This window comes from Rothia sp. HMSC078H08 (assembly GCF_001808955.1).
In the GTDB taxonomy this organism is placed as follows: domain Bacteria; phylum Actinomycetota; class Actinomycetes; order Actinomycetales; family Micrococcaceae; genus Rothia.
Genome location: NZ_KV795253.1, coordinates 59,605 through 76,843, shown reverse-complemented (window position 1 = coordinate 76,843; position 17,239 = coordinate 59,605). Strand labels below are relative to the sequence as shown.

15 protein-coding genes are annotated in these 17,239 nt (G+C 58.1%); 5 read left to right on the top strand and 10 right to left on the bottom strand.

Annotation, left to right across the window (positions count from 1 at the left end):
- The first annotated feature begins 828 nt into the window (after window positions 1-828).
- Together HMPREF2528_RS09130 and HMPREF2528_RS03210 are read left to right on the top strand one after the other, a co-directional pair.
- Window positions 829-1,428, top strand: a complete 600-nt coding sequence (locus HMPREF2528_RS09130; RefSeq protein ID WP_141744688.1) for a DUF7340 domain-containing protein — start codon at window positions 829-831, stop codon at window positions 1,426-1,428.
- A 194-nt stretch (window positions 1,429-1,622) separates the two neighbouring features.
- On the top strand, window positions 1,623-1,847 hold the full coding sequence (locus HMPREF2528_RS03210; RefSeq protein WP_005504194.1) for a hypothetical protein: 225 nt from the start codon (window positions 1,623-1,625) through the stop codon (window positions 1,845-1,847).
- Window positions 1,848-2,157: 310 nt separating this feature from the next.
- On the opposite strand, the gene HMPREF2528_RS03205 is transcribed toward HMPREF2528_RS03210, so the two are convergent.
- The 5 genes from HMPREF2528_RS03205 to HMPREF2528_RS03185 form a co-directional block, all read right to left on the bottom strand.
- Window positions 2,158-3,366 (bottom strand): hypothetical protein, encoded by a 1,209-nt coding sequence (locus tag HMPREF2528_RS03205; RefSeq protein WP_239665171.1) that lies wholly within the window; start codon window positions 3,364-3,366, stop codon window positions 2,158-2,160.
- A gap of 152 nt (window positions 3,367-3,518) precedes the next feature.
- The gene (locus HMPREF2528_RS03200; RefSeq protein ID WP_049352287.1) at window positions 3,519-4,394 is read right to left on the bottom strand and encodes a glycosyltransferase family 2 protein; all 876 of its coding nucleotides are present in this window, start codon (window positions 4,392-4,394) and stop codon (window positions 3,519-3,521) included.
- A 54-nt stretch (window positions 4,395-4,448) separates the two neighbouring features.
- Window positions 4,449-4,832, bottom strand: coding sequence for a DUF2304 domain-containing protein (locus HMPREF2528_RS03195; protein ID WP_049345954.1), 384 nt, complete (start codon window positions 4,830-4,832; stop codon window positions 4,449-4,451).
- Window positions 4,833-4,834: 2 nt separating this feature from the next.
- Entirely contained in the window at window positions 4,835-5,578 is a 744-nt protein-coding gene (locus HMPREF2528_RS03190) for a glycosyltransferase family 2 protein (protein WP_049340087.1), read from the bottom strand.
- A 196-nt stretch (window positions 5,579-5,774) separates the two neighbouring features.
- The gene (locus tag HMPREF2528_RS03185) at window positions 5,775-7,775 is read right to left on the bottom strand and encodes a DUF6541 family protein (protein ID WP_070542332.1); all 2,001 of its coding nucleotides are present in this window, start codon (window positions 7,773-7,775) and stop codon (window positions 5,775-5,777) included.
- 389 nt (window positions 7,776-8,164) lie between these two features.
- On the opposite strand from HMPREF2528_RS03185, the gene HMPREF2528_RS03180 reads away from it, so the two are divergent.
- From HMPREF2528_RS03180 to HMPREF2528_RS03170, 3 genes are all read left to right on the top strand, one after another.
- A complete protein-coding gene (locus tag HMPREF2528_RS03180; protein ID WP_049332296.1) occupies window positions 8,165-8,707 on the top strand; it encodes a flavin reductase family protein in 543 nt (180 codons plus the stop codon).
- 120 nt (window positions 8,708-8,827) lie between these two features.
- Window positions 8,828-10,057, top strand: a complete 1,230-nt coding sequence (gene argE / locus HMPREF2528_RS03175) for an acetylornithine deacetylase (protein ID WP_070542329.1) — start codon at window positions 8,828-8,830, stop codon at window positions 10,055-10,057.
- 495 nt (window positions 10,058-10,552) lie between these two features.
- Window positions 10,553-11,560 carry an MIP/aquaporin family protein gene (locus tag HMPREF2528_RS03170; RefSeq protein ID WP_070542325.1) on the top strand — a complete coding sequence of 336 codons (1,008 nt, stop codon included), beginning with the start codon at window positions 10,553-10,555 and terminating at the stop codon, window positions 11,558-11,560.
- A gap of 221 nt (window positions 11,561-11,781) precedes the next feature.
- On the opposite strand, the gene HMPREF2528_RS09125 is transcribed toward HMPREF2528_RS03170, so the two are convergent.
- From HMPREF2528_RS09125 to HMPREF2528_RS03145, 5 genes are all read right to left on the bottom strand, one after another.
- Window positions 11,782-12,327 carry an ArsR family transcriptional regulator gene (locus tag HMPREF2528_RS09125; RefSeq protein WP_168160857.1) on the bottom strand — a complete coding sequence of 182 codons (546 nt, stop codon included), beginning with the start codon at window positions 12,325-12,327 and terminating at the stop codon, window positions 11,782-11,784.
- Window positions 12,328-12,440: 113 nt separating this feature from the next.
- Window positions 12,441-13,079 carry a VanZ family protein gene (locus HMPREF2528_RS03160; RefSeq protein WP_070542321.1) on the bottom strand — a complete coding sequence of 213 codons (639 nt, stop codon included), beginning with the start codon at window positions 13,077-13,079 and terminating at the stop codon, window positions 12,441-12,443.
- 225 nt (window positions 13,080-13,304) lie between these two features.
- The gene (locus HMPREF2528_RS03155; protein ID WP_070542318.1) at window positions 13,305-13,757 is read right to left on the bottom strand and encodes a fluoride efflux transporter FluC; all 453 of its coding nucleotides are present in this window, start codon (window positions 13,755-13,757) and stop codon (window positions 13,305-13,307) included.
- Window positions 13,757-14,161: a fluoride efflux transporter FluC gene (locus HMPREF2528_RS03150; RefSeq protein WP_246823860.1), complete on the bottom strand. Its 405-nt coding sequence runs from the start codon at window positions 14,159-14,161 to the stop codon at window positions 13,757-13,759. The genes HMPREF2528_RS03155 and HMPREF2528_RS03150 overlap by 1 nt, the downstream gene beginning before the upstream one ends.
- 124 nt (window positions 14,162-14,285) lie before the next feature.
- A complete protein-coding gene (locus tag HMPREF2528_RS03145; RefSeq protein ID WP_070542311.1) occupies window positions 14,286-17,099 on the bottom strand; it encodes an MMPL family transporter in 2,814 nt (937 codons plus the stop codon).
- Window positions 17,100-17,239 lie beyond the last annotated feature (140 nt).

The window sequence follows — 17,239 nt, the reverse complement described above, 5'->3', positions numbered from 1 at the left end:
CCCCCCCCCCCCGATGAATATTAAAGGCTGATTTACGTCTTTTATAAACATCGGATTAATCTTCTGCTAGGTTTTGATTCCAAGGAGGACTCATGAAGTACCCATCCCGGCTATGCAAAGGATGCCACGAGCCGACAGACACATATCGCACTGGTTGCCGCACATGCCAAGCGCGGCATAGGGCGATACGCCTCCACAAGAATCCCCGCATATCATCAGGGCAACCTATTTGTCCTAGATGTTGGAGAACCGCTGGCATCTCTCTTCCAGCCTGTAGTATCCACCCTGAAAATTACGGACAACGCATCGCAATAGAGAATCAGTGGAATCCCATCTATTCCATCTGCCGTGCATGTATCCACGCACCAGAGGGTACCGTCCCTCTTGATTCACCGCGGGTCTACCTTCCTATCAACCCTCGAGCTCGACGAACTTCAAAGCAGCGAATTTACCCTTCGCGAGCAAATCCGGTTCTTTTTCTTGCGCTTTCTCATTGCACGCGTTGTGAGAAGCCAATAGATGCGGATTCTCGACATGCCGGGCACCCCTTATGCCGCAAGCACTACCGGCAACTGAAGCGACAGAATGCGCACCAGGATACTGAAGCTCCAATCGGCAAGAAGAGTGGACAGGATGAATGGGTCGTTCATGATACTGGCCTAGCGTCATTCCTACGCGCACGGAGAAAACGCCTGTCACACGCTTCAGCTTCGCTGCCAAGAAGCAGAAGCAGGACAACTCTTTGTAGAGCCAACACTATGGTTCACACACCTTCCGCACTGTAGCGGATATCAATAATTCACTCATTTAGCAGAGAGGCTACATCATATGGCTACCATTTCGTCTGGCGAGCAACTGCAGCAGCATCTAATCGCTCTAACCGTGGGCACGCCAGTGAAGGACGCAGACCGTCATTGTCTGCACCGCGCAAAGTTCCGTATTCCACGCCATCAGGCATTATTGGATGAGCTGGCAGATTATGTCGCCGGTGGTTCGCGTACCGGAGGAGCATCTAGCGCCAGCCGCTTTGGATGTCGCATACCTATTTCTGCTAATGCGTTAGAAATTCAAGAGTCTATTCGTTCCGTTGTAATGCCCTCATTCCCAGGTGCACCGCTGAAAAATCAGGTTTCTGCGTGGATTCGCAATCACCTACATCAGGAGCTTCATGATGAGGCGTTGGCTACGACGACCAGTTGGATTCGGGCCATTGTTGCGTTGCGCCATCCCAGTCATGATTTGCAGGGATTTTGTCCTAACTGCGGGGAGCAGGAAGTCATGAAAACAAGCTGCGACGGCTCAACATCAATACGCCGATCTGCACTGTATTACACCGCTGAAAGGGCGTCTTGTCGTTCTTGCTCTGCTGTGTGGGAAGGGTTGGAAGGTATGAAGGCCTTAGCCCTATTACTTCATAGCCAGGACTGATACCGTCCGTATTAAACTTCTGCCTGTGAAAATAGGTAACCGTTCCAGTAGGATTACATCATTTTCCCAGGCAGATAAAGCTACCGCAGGAAGCTGTTATTTCACTGCTGTAGTTCACCCCGTCAGGTTTATCCTGGCGGGGTTTTCTGTTAAACCGCAGCTATCATAGCTGCCCAACCGCCAAGGAGATTATCATGGCACCTATTTCTGAAAATACTGCATACCAGGCAGCTCATCGAGCTCTGACTGATGTGTATGATGCGCCTTTTGTGCGTGAAGGCGACCCTGCCGTACAGCGCTTCGGTCAGGCAAAAGTCAGCACTCGAGCTATCGTGGAATGGTTCGATGAGAATATGCTACGTCTTCACAAGCAAATTGCGGATTTGGAGAACCTCGTGAAGTCGAAGCGTCGTGCTTAGGCATCGTCCGGGGTGGCGTAAGCAACTCTATGCAGTGATTCCAGCAGCCACTGCTGTTCTACAAACCTACGGCATTCTATCGCAGGAGCAGGCTAGTGTGTGGGCTGGTCTCGCGATAGCCCTTTGGGGGTTGTGGATGGCATGGGTGAATACTGACCACAGTAGATGCCCTCCTACGCGACGGATGAAGCATCCAGCCAATTCACCACAGCATAAGGTTACTTTGTATAACCCGGAGACCTAGAGGTTCTTCACTCTACTAGAAATGAGGGGTTGAGCATAACTATTTGTTTGCTCAACCCCTCATCATTTATTTATCAATATTCTCCATCTCAGCGTTGCCGCTACTCGACACAGAACGCGCATGCCACACCATCGCAACCACATGTACTAGCAGGCCAAGCGTCGGCCCCGCATACAGGGCAAGAAGAGTGCGAGTCAGAAGAGGCAACGGCGACACCGCCACCACACAAGCAACCGCAGCCGCCAGCACCCAACCAGCCACATACGAACGGTGCATATTCAATGCAATCACCAGCGACCCTGACAGCACCAGAAGCGCCAGGAAAGCAGAAGCAAACACCAGAAGTGCAAGCACCGGAGAAGTCACCACCTGAGCGTATGCTTCAACCTCTGAAGGCTTCGGCGGATAAAGCAGACCAAACAGCCACGGCCCCAGCACGTAAGCCGCCGCAGCGCCCACAAGACCCACACCCAACAGTGCACCAGCAGGCTTCGCAAAAGCACGCAACGGATGATTCTGTTGCTTCAAGAAAGCAGACACCGCCACGCCCTGAAAAGCCTGCAAAGGAATCATAATCGGCGAGCGCGTAATCGAAATCGCCAGAATCAGAACCGCCAAAATAACCTGTTGTAGCGGGTCGTTTGAATCGATGCTAACGTTCAGCAGAAGCGGCAAGCCCATCATAAGAACCGCATTAGCAGTCGACGACCCCATCGACAGCGTGTAGTTATACAGCAGACGGCCCGAGGAAACATCCGCACGAGAGCTAAAAACTCGCCGAGCTTCTGGAAGCAGAAGCACCATCAGCAGCCACAGAAGTACCGGAGAAACCGCTGCGGCTTCAAGACCGATGAGATGTGCAGAGACCAGACCGACCGCACAGATAGCTACGATACGCCAAATAGCGTCGAACCCCGACACACTCGCGAAGAGGTACCAGCTTTCCTGGCCAGCAGACGCACCATAGAGAGTCATGTGCATGGCGTAGAGGGCCACACCGGCACTCAGGAGCAGCACACCGCTAAACCCACTCAAAGGAATCTGGGCAGGAGCCCACAGAGGGCTCGTCACTAAGGTCAACCCGCCCACAACAAGACCCACTAGAGCACCCACGGGTGCAATACGTGCACCAGTTTTACCGTCGCGGCGTGCAGTACCCACAGCGCGGGTAGCTTCCTGCTGGATACCTACCACCACACCGTAGAGGGCAAAAAGAAGCGACCAGAAGAGAAGGAACTCCGTCAGGCTTTCGCCCTCCAGAAACCGTTTCACCACAACGGTAATTCCTAGAGAAGATAGTGCAGCTAAACCGGACGATCCCAAAATTGCCATCGAATGACCACGAGTCATTTTCTTCGGCTGGGACTCTGCCGATGATTCCACGCTATCTCCGTTCTCTACTGGTCGCACCTATAGAATTGAAGTCTTTACTTTACGACGTGCTCGGCAAGGTTCTTAACACCCTGCCACTTCTTCGCCAGAGCCGCCTTCGGTAGCAGAGTCAGCGCGTGAGCACGCGAAGAGAAGCGAATACGAGCCACGCGGGCAGCCTTCGTCCAACCCAGGGCAGTCATCTCTTCAACCATGGTGTTGTAGTAGCGGCGCTCCTCCTCAAAGCGGGTACCCTCAAGGGCGCGCCAAGACGAGTCAGAACCACCGTGACGGCGGTACATGAACGCAATCTGCGGGTCGTAGTACAGGGAGCCGCCGCGCATCGTAATGTCGAGAATCAGCGCCATGTCCTGGATAACGTTCAGGCCCTCACGGAAGCCGGTGCCCACGATAGCGTCCTTACGCCAACCCAGGGACGGGAAGTAGAACCACGCGCCGCGCAGCAGGGAGGTAGCCAGCTCCTCACCCTGCAGAACAGCCTCACCCTTGGGACGGTAGAACGCCTTAGTCTGCTCCACCAGAGTGTTCGACAGGCCGTTGTTCTCATCAATCACGACCACGCCGGGCTGGAAAATGGACGCCTCGGGGTGCTTAGCCGCTGCATCCACGAGCCACTGCACGTAGTTGGGGAGCATGACGTCGTCAGCACCCATGACGGTGACCAGTTCGTTCTCCACGAAGGTCAGGCACTTGCGGTAGTTCGCGTTCGCACCCAGGTTGGTTTCATTACGCATGTAGGTGATGCGCTCGTCCTTCAGCGACTCGAACCAGCCAGGAATCGAGTCGTCCGGGTAGCCGTCATCGACAACAATCAGGCGCCAGTCCGGGTTGGTCTGACCGACCACAGACAGTACAGCCTGCTTCATCATGGCGACGTCGCCGTAGTAGGGGAACAGAATATCAACGGTCATAAGGTATTACTCCAGGTCAAAGGGGTAAAAAATACTAAAAGAAAATTATGGTTCCTACTGCTCGCCCCGTGCAGAGGATTTACGGCCTAAGCCAGATGCACCCTCCGGCTGCTCCTGAAGCGCCTTCAAAATGGCGACTTCCTCAGCCAGGATACGGGTCTTCTCCGACAGGCGCGACAGCTCCAGGGTCAGGTGAATACTGACGCCCATGAGCAAAAGAATCGACAGCAGGAACAACAGATTCACCGGCAGGGCAACACCCACAAAGTCCGCCACACCGTTTAGCAGACTCGGGAAAGCGCCCAGCACGATAATGACCGCGCCGATAATCAGCCACAGGGCGGCGTACCGCTCCTTCATGCGCTGGTGACGCACCTGCACAATCACAAAGGCACACACCAGTACGGACAGAATGAGGAAAAAAACACTCGCGCTCATGATTACTTCTCCTCGGGGCGGCGGCTCACCGAAATGCCGTAGGCAAACAGTGAACGAACCAGATAGACAGCAGACTTCAGCGGACCGGAGGAGGGGGTACCTCCCTGACGTTCACGCATATTCACCGGCACCTGACGCACCTTCAAGCCATTGTTAATAGCCATGGCGGTGATGTCGATTGTGTCGCCCAAATATTCGGCGGGCAGGTTGCGGCAGTAGAAGTCGATGCCGCGGCGGTTAGCAATCTTAAAGCCGCTGGTCACGTCCGTGAACGGGGTGCCCGCCGAGCGGGTGAACAGGAACGATAGCAGGCCCATCGCCCACTTGCGTGGACCTGACACCTCATAGTCGGCAGCCCCCTCCGCAAAGCGGGAACCAATTACAATATCGTAGTCCTTGATTGCCTCAATCAGCGTGGGGATACTTTCGGGGTGGTGCTGACCATCCGAATCCACCTGCATGGCGTAGTCGTAACCCATGCGCTGCGCGTACTTGTAGCCGGTGCGCATGGCGGCACCCACGCCCATGTTGTAGGGCAGGTCAATCACAAAAGCACCCGCCTCACGAGCCACAGCGGAGGTGTTGTCGGTGGAGCCATCATTGACCACCACCAGGTCCACGAAGGGCACCGTCTCCTGCAGCTCAGTAATAGTGCCGGGCAGTGCTTCTTCCTCGTTCCAGGCGGGCATAATCACCAGCGTACGAGGATACGTGCGGGGGGTAAGAGGCGATGTGGGAGAACCCATAGGGCAGCTACCCCTCCTAACGAATGTGTCTTACCGTGCGTGTGAAAGCCGGCATGCCCTAGTAGACATACCGACTTTCATCATATCAGTGGTTCCGCAGTATCTCAGATTTAGCGCCAGAATGCAGACCACTGCACGAATTTCTGCAGATGCGTGCACCCCCGTAGGAGCGCTGAGGCACCGTTTAGTTATCGCATTAGTTATCGCACGCGCTAATACGGTACAGAGTCATCGGACCCGAGGAGTACACCGGAGTCAGAACATCCGTATCGATAGCAGCCACGAGGCCGTCGTAGTTTTTCTGGGCGTCCGGGCCGAAGTTCAGCTGGTTCTCCAGGTGAACGTACCAGTGGGCCTTGTACTCGTTCACTTCGCGGCACACCTCCGGGTTTGTACGAGCGTCCTTGAGGTTGTGCATAATCGCCGAGTACTTGGGTGAGGTCTCAAACTCGAAGTGGTATCCCGTCAGGTGACGATCCGCCAGCGCGTAAATATAGGCGCTACCGTCCCAGGGGTTATTCACGATCACATCGTCCTTCGGTACGATCTTCGGGATTTCATTAATGACGTTCATCTCGTCCTGATTCAACACCACAGAGGTCGGGGTCAGGCGGTATTCACGAGAGACCGCCTGGGTCGTCTCCTGCACCGAAGGAACACGCGAAGAAAGACCAGCAACTACCAGTACCAGGATCATCGCGACACCCATGCCGATGGTCGCAACCTTCAAGCGTGCCGGGCGTGGTGCTCGGCGCGCAACCCAGGTAAGCAGACCTTCTACGAAGCCACCCAAACCGATACCAGCTAGGATCACTGAGGGGAATACCACCAGAGCCGCCAGACGGAAATGATCCGTGTACCAGGGAGCAACCATCAACAGGCGGAACTCACCGCGCGGCACCGAGGCGGATACAATCCACAGGTAACCAATCAGCCCCCAGCTAGCAATCAGCCACAGGTTACGGCGCTTGTACAGCAGGTACCCCACACCCCACAGAACCAGGAAACCCGCCAAGTAGGAGGGATTAAACTTATCACCCAGCTGATTACCATTCTCCAGGCCCAGGAAGAGGAACTGATAGAGGGCCTCACCCTCGGTCAGAATCGGCGACCAAGTATTACTTGCAAACTCAGCGGGACGTAATACACGCCAGGCCCCTACACAACCAACCAGGAAAGCCAGTAGCAGGATGGAACCCACCCATTTCTGTCGAGCAATCAACTCATGCGAACGCAGGACCTGCGCCACACCAGCCAGTAGCAGGGGTACAGCAAAGGCTGCGGCAGAAACCACCGCATTCGGATGCACCAGCGCCAGACCCGCAAGACCCACCAGGGAGGCTAAACCCAGCGATAGGGATGCCGAATACTCGCGGCGTACCATCACCTGTACCAGGTACACCATGAGTGCCACAAATGAAGGTAGCAGGGCATAGCCCAGCAGGTTCGGGAAAAGCACACCCCAGCGCAGTAGCAGGCCCGGGAAAGCCGCAAAACCGCAAATCATCGCCGGAATAGCTAGGGCCTGCAGGCGGCGCAGCTTCGGGATGCTCAGGCTCAGCGCAACCAGCGAGCAGGGCCACAAAATGCCGGAAGCCAGTAGCACGGTCACAATGGTGGCAGTCGCAATACTCGTACCCGTGGTGCTATAAATCAGGGACACAAAATCGTGCCAACCCGCCGGGTAGAACGTCGGCTCCTGGTTCACAGCAGCGACTGCTCCAAGGGTCAGGCTCGAGGCGTCCCCGTGCTCCTGAATCCAGCGGATTGCATTCATATGGAATGAGTTATCCAGGCTCTGCGAGAACGCCTCAGGCCCGTAGACCATGTCCTCGGTCATGTGCAGCACCAGGAATCCGCCTAACACAGCACCCACCACCGGCCATGCCACAGGAACATCATTACCCGGCCACGAGGCAGACGCCAGAGCAGGCCAGCGGCGGCCCACCAGGTGCATCACACCCGCGGCGGCAGCCACCAGCACGGCGGCAACCGGCACGAAAGAAATCAGGCTCCACGGAATACCGGTCTTACCCAGCACAATCGCGGAAACAGCCACCAAAGCGAAGGACAGCAGCGGCGCATAAAAAACGCGCAGACGTGCGGGAACACGCAGCGCCCAGCCCATTGCATAGCCGGGGCCAAAAGCCAACACGACCGCAAAAAGTAGCAGCGGAATAGTTGCCAACCAGCTCATTAACCCTCTTCTCCCCACAGTTCACGCACCGAAAACCCCTCAAATACGGGGCGCGGAGCGCTTTTGAGTACCTAGCAAGGATACCCCAGAGGCCTCTTCACCCCCGCGAAACCCCGCGGAAGAGAGAGGGACAGCACCCAAAACCAAGCGTTCCGCACCTTTCACGGGGCACCCAGTGGAACACCTCCCGGAAGCCCCCAAACAGCGAAGAATATGACGTAATATTTCGCCCCTCCCGTCATGAAAGGTAGGCCTAAGAAACATAGGGCAATAAATAAGGTATTCGCTACACCAAAGCTTTACCCTGAACATATCTCCCCTACTCACGGGAACCGCCCGCACACACAACCCGGGCCGAACCCACGCAGCCGCAGAAGAAAGGGTCGATCATGACCGAAACCATTGCAGCACAGGCGACCCTCGCCGATACCACCGAGCAGTTCAAGCTCGCCTTCGGCCACCAGCCCGCCGGCGTCGCCATCATCACCGCAACCGACGAAAACGGCGAACCCGCGGGATTCACCGCCTCCTCCCTGACCTCCGTCGCCGCCGAACCGCCCATCATCGCCTTCTCCCTCAAGGCCAACAGCGGCTCCGCGGCAAAGATTGCTGCGGCTTCCTCCTTCCTCGTGCACATGCTCGACGCTGAGAATGTCACCCTCGCTAAGAACTTCGCGACCCACGACTACCCCCGCTTCGCCGACCCGGCCGCGTGGGAATTCGTCCACACCGGTGAGCCCCTCGTCCACGGCGTGCGCCGCGTGCTGCGCGCAACCCCCCTCAGCCGCGTTGAGGCGGGCCCCGCGCTCGTCTTCACCGCCCAGGTTGAGGAGTTTATCCGCAACGATTGCGAGGGCACCCCGCTCGTCTACCACTCGCGCAACTTCCACGCGCTCGGCGATCACTCCAACGTCAACAACTACGTCATCTAGTCCGGCCGCTCAGGCCATTCACGGGGCGGTATTCGGCGGCGACCACGCGACGAATACCGCCCCGCGGCGTACCCTGAACGTAGCCACCCCGGGCACAAACGCACAGCAGAAAGGTTCCTCATGACCGCACAGACCACTCAGCCGGCGTCCCTCCCCTGGCTCGAAAAGCTTGTCTCTATCCCCACCGTCTCCGGTAGCTCCAACCTGGAACTCATCGAGCTTCTCGAAGCCGAATTCGGCCGCTACGGCTACAGCGGCGTGCGCACCTACAACGAGGACCGCACCCGCGCTAACCTCTTCATCACCGTCCCCGCCGCGAACGGCACCACTCGCGGCGGGCTCGTCCTCTCTGGCCACACCGACGTCGTGCCCGTCGCCGGTCAGGACTGGGCCAGCGACCCGTTCACCCTGCGCGTGGAGGGTACCCGCGCCTACGGCCGCGGCGTCTGCGATATGAAGGGCTTCATCGCTGTCGCGCTCTGGCTGCTGCCGCGCGTTGCCGAGGCGAAGCTGCGCGTGCCCCTGCACTTTGCCTTCTCCTACGACGAGGAGATCGGCTGCGTCGGCGCTCCCTCCCTCATCGAGGAATTCGTGGCCCGCGATCTCGCCCCCGAGTATGCCATCGTCGGTGAGCCCTCCAGCATGCGCATCATCGACGCACACAAGGGCGCGCACCGCGGCCGCGTTACCATCACCGGCGTGCCCAAGCACGGTTCCCTCGCAACCCACGGCGTGAACGCCGTCGCCGCCGCCGGCGAGTTCATCACCTTCTTCACCGACATGGCCGATGAGTGGGAGGAGGAAGGCCCCTTCGACGAGGCGTTCATCATTCCCCACTCCACCGGCAGCGTGAACCTGGCAAACGGCGGCCTGCAGTACAACATCGTCGCCGAGCAGGCCGTGCTCGAGTACGATGTGCGCACCCTGCCGCGGGTGACCACCGAGTCCTTCGTCGAGCGCATCGACCGCGAGATTTCCGAGGTGATTCTGCCCGACCTGCAGGCGCGCGCCGCACGCGCCGAGAAGCTGACCGGCGCGGAGCCCGGTAGCCTCACCTCCCGCGTGGGCGTGAAGCACGAACTGCTAGCCGCCGTGCCGGGCCTGGGCACCGAAGACGATGCGCCCATCGTGCGTCTCGCCCACGAGTGGCTCGGCACCAACGATGCGCCGCAGAAGGTCACCTACGGCACCGAGGCGGGCCAGTTCCAGCGCGCCGGTGTGGAGAGCATCATCTGCGGCCCCGGCGATATTGCGCAGGCTCACTCCCCCAACGAGTGGATTGAGCTGGAGCAGCTGAGCGAATGCGAGCGCTTCTTCGAGGCGATTCTCGACTGGGCGAGCGCCAAGTAGTAGCCGTGTAGCGGCGTAACAGCCAGTCCACCGCGGTTCGCAAGAGCCGCAGTTAGAGCCGCATAAAAATTACAGAAACTGCCCGGGTACCCCGTGAGGTGCCCGGGCATTTTTATGCTGATGGCAAGTGGTGTGGGCGGGTGCTGATGGCGGGGGTGAGTGTTGGTTTGATCGCGGGTTTATTCGTGAGTTTCTCCATGGGTTCAACCGCGAGTTTATGGAATGAGTCCAAGTTGTGGACTATGACCGATTTTCCCCTCATTCGCCACATTTATTTTTAAACGAAAAACCCGAAAAACCGCTTATGTCTAAGGGTGAAATAACACAAAAGTATTGCCCTTCTAGGGCATTCAGGGTTCCATAGATGCCAAAGGTTTAAACACGCCACTCGGGCGGCATAACCCCACACAAAACCACACCTCCCTCACGCTCGGCACTGCGCACCCGACCGAATCCCGGTTTACCACCCGCAGTTCACTACCTGAAGGACACCCCGTGTACACCATCAGCCCCTACCTCGCCGAATTCCTCGGCACGCTCATCATGTGCACCATCGGCTGCGGCGTCATCGCCAATGTCGAACTTCGCCGATCCAAAGGCCACGGCGACAACTTCTTCACCATCGCCTTCGGTTGGGGCTTCGCCGTCACCTTCGGCGTCTACGCCTCCCACGCCTATTCCGGCGGCCACCTCAACCCCGCTGTGTCTATCGGCCTGGCAGCGTTCGGCGAGTTCTCCTGGGAGAAGGTCCCCGGCTACATCATCGCCCAGGTACTCGGCGCAATGGTCGGCGCCGGACTGGTCTACCTCAACTACCTGCCGCACTGGAAAGCAACCGCCGACAAGAAGATTAAGCTCGGCGTTTTCGGCACCGTCCCCGCTATTCACAACTACTTCACCAACGCCCTCTCCGAAATGATCGGCACGTTCATGCTGGTCTTCTCGGCACTGTACACCGGCGTAAACTTCAAGCCGTCCATCAGCGGCGGTGTGGAACTCTCTCTCAACCTCAACGACGTGCTCAAGCCCCTCGCCTTCGGCTTCATGGTCACCGTACTCGTCATCGGCCTGGGCGGTCAGACCGGCTACGCCCTGAACCCCGCCCGTGACTTCGGTCCGCGCCTCATGCACGCCCTGCTGCCCATCCACGATAAGGGCTCCTCGCGCTGGTTCTACGCGTGGGTTCCGATCTGCGGCCCGATTGCCGGCGGTTTCATGGGTGGCGCGTTCTTCAAGCTCTACTACGAGGGTCAGGTCAGCCCGTGGCTGTTCGTCTCTAGCGCTCTGGCGATTGTGGTTCTGCTCTTCGCGTGGTGGGCTAATAGCCACCTGTACCGTGCACCCAGCGCCGAGGTTATCCCCGAGTTTGAGGACACCCACGCTACCGCGGCGGCACGCGCGGCAACCTACACTCCGACCGGTTCCATGCCGATTCTGCTCCCCGAAGAGGTGAAGGGCAACCGTAGCACCCGCGTCGTGAACCGGCTGACCGAGGACGAGTAGTCTTCCCACCCGAGAACTTCCCTGTCTAGGGTTTCATAGAGCCGGGTTTATCTGAATAGATTTATCCGGCGAGGTTTCATCTAAAAACAGCGAACCCCTCATTTTCATAACCTGCACAATATCGGTCAGGTTATGAAAATGAGGGGTCCGTTGCGTCTACCTCACGGAAGGAGGTTCATTCAGAGGTGCCAACAAGAAATACAGTCTAGAAAGGTCCTAGCTTAGGCTTCAGCGTGGACATCATTCACCTCCAGCTGCCCAAAGAGAACCTCCATAGGACGCGACCGCACAGTCTGCACGAAGCCATCCTGCGAGTTCCAAGCCTCAGGAGATAGCCGCTTCACATTCACCTCATAGCCAAGCTTCTGCTCAGCATCATCGATAGCCTCATACAGCTTCTGCCGTGAAGGGGAGCCCACAACCAGCACATCAATATCATTCGGCACGTGCCCCGCCACCCCAGAACGACGGCTAGCCCACGAACCATAAATAGCAGCACCCTCAATATTGGAAACGCCCTGCAAAGTATCCCGGAGCACCGGAACGGGGCCATACGTTACCAGAATCAACTGACGCATCGCCTGGCCCACCGGATTATCAACCTTGGCTTGCACCATACGGGTCCTACCAACATTCTGGACAGTCACCAAACCGGATTGATTTAGACGATTCACTTCTCGGGAAACAGTCGGCAATGATGCACGTGTCGCATCAGCAATCTGTGACACCGTGTATTGCTGCTCAGGGTGAGAGAACAGCAATGCCATCACTTCACCCTGCAGGTCGCTACGCAAGATGGGAAGGAGGCTAGGAGCAGACGTTTTCATAACATGAATTATATCAATCATGTTATGAAAACGTCTGGCAATCCGAGAATCTACTAGGCGGCGGTAGCCATTGCCAGCGCCCGGTCATTCTTAGCCGCGCGGCGCTTCTGAATCGCGCGCACCACCCAGATGCAGACCGCACCGAGAACCGCACCGGCAGTATTATTCACAATGTCATCCACATCGAAAGTGCGGTAGGTGAAGCCCGCCAGACCCCAGTTACCGGTCAGCTGGCTCAACTCAATGAAGCTTGAGAGCGCGAAGCCGCTCAGTGCCGTGGCGCGCAGACCCCAGCGCAGGCAACCCGCGGTGAAGAAGCCCAGGGGGATGAACATCGCAATATTGAAGAAGAGCTGCGCATACACGGTGGTTGCGAAGCGGCGCAGACCCATGCCGGCAGTCAACTCCCACGCCTGCTGCCAGCTCCAGCCCACGTAGAAGCGCGGGTAGTAGAGCTCGGGGTTCGTGACGCTATTTGCGCTACCAATCGGAGTCAGCGTCAGAGAAAGAATCGAGGCGAGGAACAGCGCGAAGGACGCAGTCAGCAGGTACTGGCGGATGCCGTGCGCTCGACCGGTCTTCTTGGCGCGCAGGCGCATACCAATAAATCCAATGATGGAGAGCACTGCTGTGAGTGCCGCAATCTCGATGGCGAAAGTGCCAATCATGTGTTTACTGAGCAGTTCCTGCATGCCGTGTGTTCCTTGGGTCGTGAGAGTGAGTTATATGAAATCCACCTGCATATATGCCTGTTCTAACATATATTCTTGGTGGCATATAGCGGGTTAATGTTCGTACCCGCCGCATATCGTTCACCACCAGTGTAAAAGACCGCCCTATGGCTCACCCTAGGCGAAACTGTGAAAAAGCTGTACACGCACCCAAACACCCCACGAGAACCACCGCAGCTGGTGCCGTCAGTACAGAACATCCGGCGGGAACACCGGCGCAATATACCGACCAAACAACAGCACAAACAGCAACGCACCCGCAATCGCAGCCACCATCGCACCAACCACCTGCACCAACCACAGCATCAGGAACTTCACCATCTTGCCCTCAGAACGGGCGGTCAGCGCCTCCACCATAGCGGTCGAAAACGTCGTAAAACCACCCAGCAGACCGGTCGTAATCACCGTGCACCAGAACGCCACCTGATCCATGGCGTTATAGTGCACACCCAGCGCGCGAGGATTAGACACCGGCAAAATCAGCAGACCATACAGGAACGAACCCACCAGGTTAATGACGAACACCGGGCTAATAATCGACGACTCCGTACGCAAGCGAGGCGACATCGCCTTATCGAGGAAGAAGCGGGTCATCGCACCCAAGCCGCCGCAGAGGAACACCATCAGAGCGAAAAACATTAGCGGTCCTCCTCAACATCACGGGCAGAGACCAGACGGGACGCCACAAAACGACCCGTCAGCATGCCCGCAGCGGCGGCAACCAAACCACCCACCAGCAGCACCAGCACCGCCAACACCATATACCCACTATGCACCGTGTACGGCAGAAAAATCGTCTGCGCCAAAACCGCCGCAATTGAAGAATACGTCGTGTAGCCGCCCATCATGCCGGCACCAAAGAGCAGGCGGAACGAATGAATCCGGTCCTCACCATCACGGCGCGCGTAGGCATTCCACACCATCGTCAACAGACCTAGCGTGAACGAGCCCAGCAGGTTCGCCACCAGCACGCCGCCGGGAGTGTACACGCGGCACAGCGCACCCGTGCCGCCGCCCAAAAAGACAAGAAAAGGGGCAGGCACACGGTTCAGAACGCCTCCTATCCACTGTCGGATACTCGCGCGGTTCCTCATCGCCGTGCACCTGCCCTTTCGTCTCGTATTAGTCTTCAGAGTGCGCCGTAGCGCACAAACGCACACTAATACTTTACTCTGACCCGAGCTTGCTACCCGAGTCGGCGGCAGCAGACTCACGCTCGTGCTGAATCTTCTCGCTCATCTTCTCGCTCAGAGCGGCGCCCTCAACATCCATATTCGGAGTGAGGCGATCCAGCCACTTCGGCATCCACCACGCCTTATCGCCCAGCAGAGCCATAATCGCCGGGGTCAGCGTCATGCGCACAATGAACGCATCCACGAGCACACCGAACGCCAAACCAAAGCCCATCGGGCGGATCATCGTCGAATCAGCAAAGATGAAGCCGCCAAACACCGAAATCATGATGATCGCGGCAGCCACCACCACACGCACCGCATGGTTGTAGCCGCTCACAATGGCGGTCGCCGCATCCTTGCCGTGCACGTACGCTTCACGCATGCCGGTCACCAAGAACATCTGGTAATCCATCGCAAGACCGAAAAGAATACCGATGAGCAGGGTCGGCAAGAAGGACAACACCGGACCCGGATGGTCCACGCCAAAGAGGGAACTCATGAAGCCCAACTGGTAAATCGACACCACGGCACCGAAGCTCGCCAGCACCGAGAAGAGGAAGCCCACTGAGGCAACCAGCGGAACCATAATCGAACGAAACACCAGGATCAGCACCAGGAAGGACAGGCCCATCACCACGCCCAGGTACAGGGGCAGCTTCTGGGCAAGCACCTCGGAGACGTCGATATTGCCGCTGGTCTGACCCGCAATACCGAGAGACACCTCAGAGCCCTGAACCGGAACGGTCACGGCGCGCAGCTCGTGGACGAGCTCTTCAGTCTCCACGGAGCTTGCACTGTGGGCAGGAATCACCTGGAAAATCATCAGGGTACGGTCATCAGTCATACCGCCGGGAACCACAGCCTGCACGTTCGCGCCGCCGCGTTCCTTGACCGCAGAGGCGATATCAATCTGCGCCTGCTGAGCCTGCTCCTCGCTCATATTCGCGGGGGTGTGCGCGACCGCAACCAGCGGGGCACTCATACCCTCACCGAACTTGTCCTTGACCAGCGCATACGACTTGTACGCGGCGCTATCGGAGGGGTAGTTCGAGGCGTCCGGCAGACCCAGGCGCATCTGAGACATGGGGGCGGCAACCGCCAGCAGCGCCAGCGTACCCACCACCAGGGTCAACAGCGGACGCGCCAGCACGAGGCGCAACCAACCGTTCGGCTTCTCGGTGCGTTCGGCATCCTGCACGCGGCGTTCCGCAATCTTCTGCGGGGTATCGATGGAAGCCCACAGCTTCTTAGACATAATCTTGGTACCCGCCAGGGACAGCACCGCCGGGGTGAGAGTCACCGCAATCAGGGCGGCAACAACCACGCAGAAAGCGGCGGCATTACCCATCACGCCCAGGAAGGGAATACCGGTCACGTTCAGCGCCACGAGCGCAATAATCACGGTGCTCGCCGCAAAAATCACGGCGTTACCGCTCGTGCCGTTCGCCAGGGCAATCGCCTGGACCTTCGGCATGCCGTCCAGCAGGTTCGTTCGGTAGCGGTTCAGAATGAACAGCGAATAGTCGATACCGACTGCCAGGCCGAGCATCAGGCCCAGGGTGTAGGCGGTGGAGCTCATCTCCACGACGGACGAGAGGGAGAGCGTGCCGAGCACACCCACCACCACGCCCACCAAAGACATGAGAATCGGCAGGCCGGCAGCCACGAGGGTGCCGAGCATAACCATCAGCACGATGAAGGCGATGGCCATACCCGCAACCTCACCGGTGTGTGAGCCGCCACCAAGCGCGGATTCGCTCAGGTTCACGTCGAACTGTACGGTCGCCCCGTGCAGGTTCGCCGACTCAATGTCGGACATGACCTTCTGCAATTCGGCGGACGGCACCTCGTAAATCTTCTTCTTAAACGAGACAGTCGCAATCGCCGTGGACTGATCCTCAGAGACCATACGGTAGCCGGAGGTGAAGTCGTAGAGCTTCTGCTGACGCTCCAGCTGCTCACGCTGTGCCGGCAGGTCACTCTCGGTCTTCTGAAGCTGGTTGCGCTGCTCATCCAGCTTCTTCTTGCCTTCAGCCAGTTCGTCCTTCTTGGAGGCGATCTCTGCGCGGCCCGCATCAACCTGCTTCTGGCTCTCGGTCAGGGTATCGCGCTGCTGATTGAGCACGTTCTGTTGCTCGGTCAGCTGCGCCTGCTGGGCATTGAGCTGCTCCATCATGGCGGCGGGTGAGCCTGCCGCCTCCGCCTGGGCGTAGCCGTCCTTCAGCTGTGCCTGGGCGTCGTCGAGCTGCTTCTGCGCCTCGTCCAACTGCTTTCGACCTGCGGTAATCTGCGCCTGCGAGTCGTCGAGCTTCTTCTCGTTCTCGGCAATCTGCTTGGTGCCGTCCTCAATCTGCGAGGTAGCGGCGTTCAGCTGCTTTTTGCCATCCTCAATCTGGGAGGGGGCGGCAGCAATCTTGGCGTGCGCCTCGTCGAGCTGGGTTTTCGCTTCTGCAAGCTTGGAGGTGGTGGTGAACGGGTCGGTGACCGCATCAACGGAGGGCACCTCGCTGGGCAGTGCGCTCAGTGCGGCGGAGAATGCCTGCTTCTGCTCTTCGGTGAGGGCGGTGCCGTCACCGGCGGTGAGAATGATCTGGCCGGAGCCGCGGTTGGCGCTGGGGAAGCGCTGTGCGAGCTCGTCGGAGAGCTGCTGGGTCTGCGTTCCGGGCATGGTGAAGGTGTTACTGAGCTTGCCGTGGAACGCGGTGTAGGCACCCGCTACACCGGCGACGATGAGTACCCAGGTGAGGATGACAGCCCATGCGCGGCGGGCGGCAGCTTCACCGATGCGGTAGAGCCATGTAGCCATGATTCAGTCCTTTTGAAGTTGAGCGAGTGAAGAGTTTGGGGTGTTGGGTGCGTGTGAATACGGCGTGTGGTTTGCCCTGTACGACGAACGCTGTGTCCTGTTTTTAGGCAAAAAACACCCCGCCCCGGGCACCTGCAGAT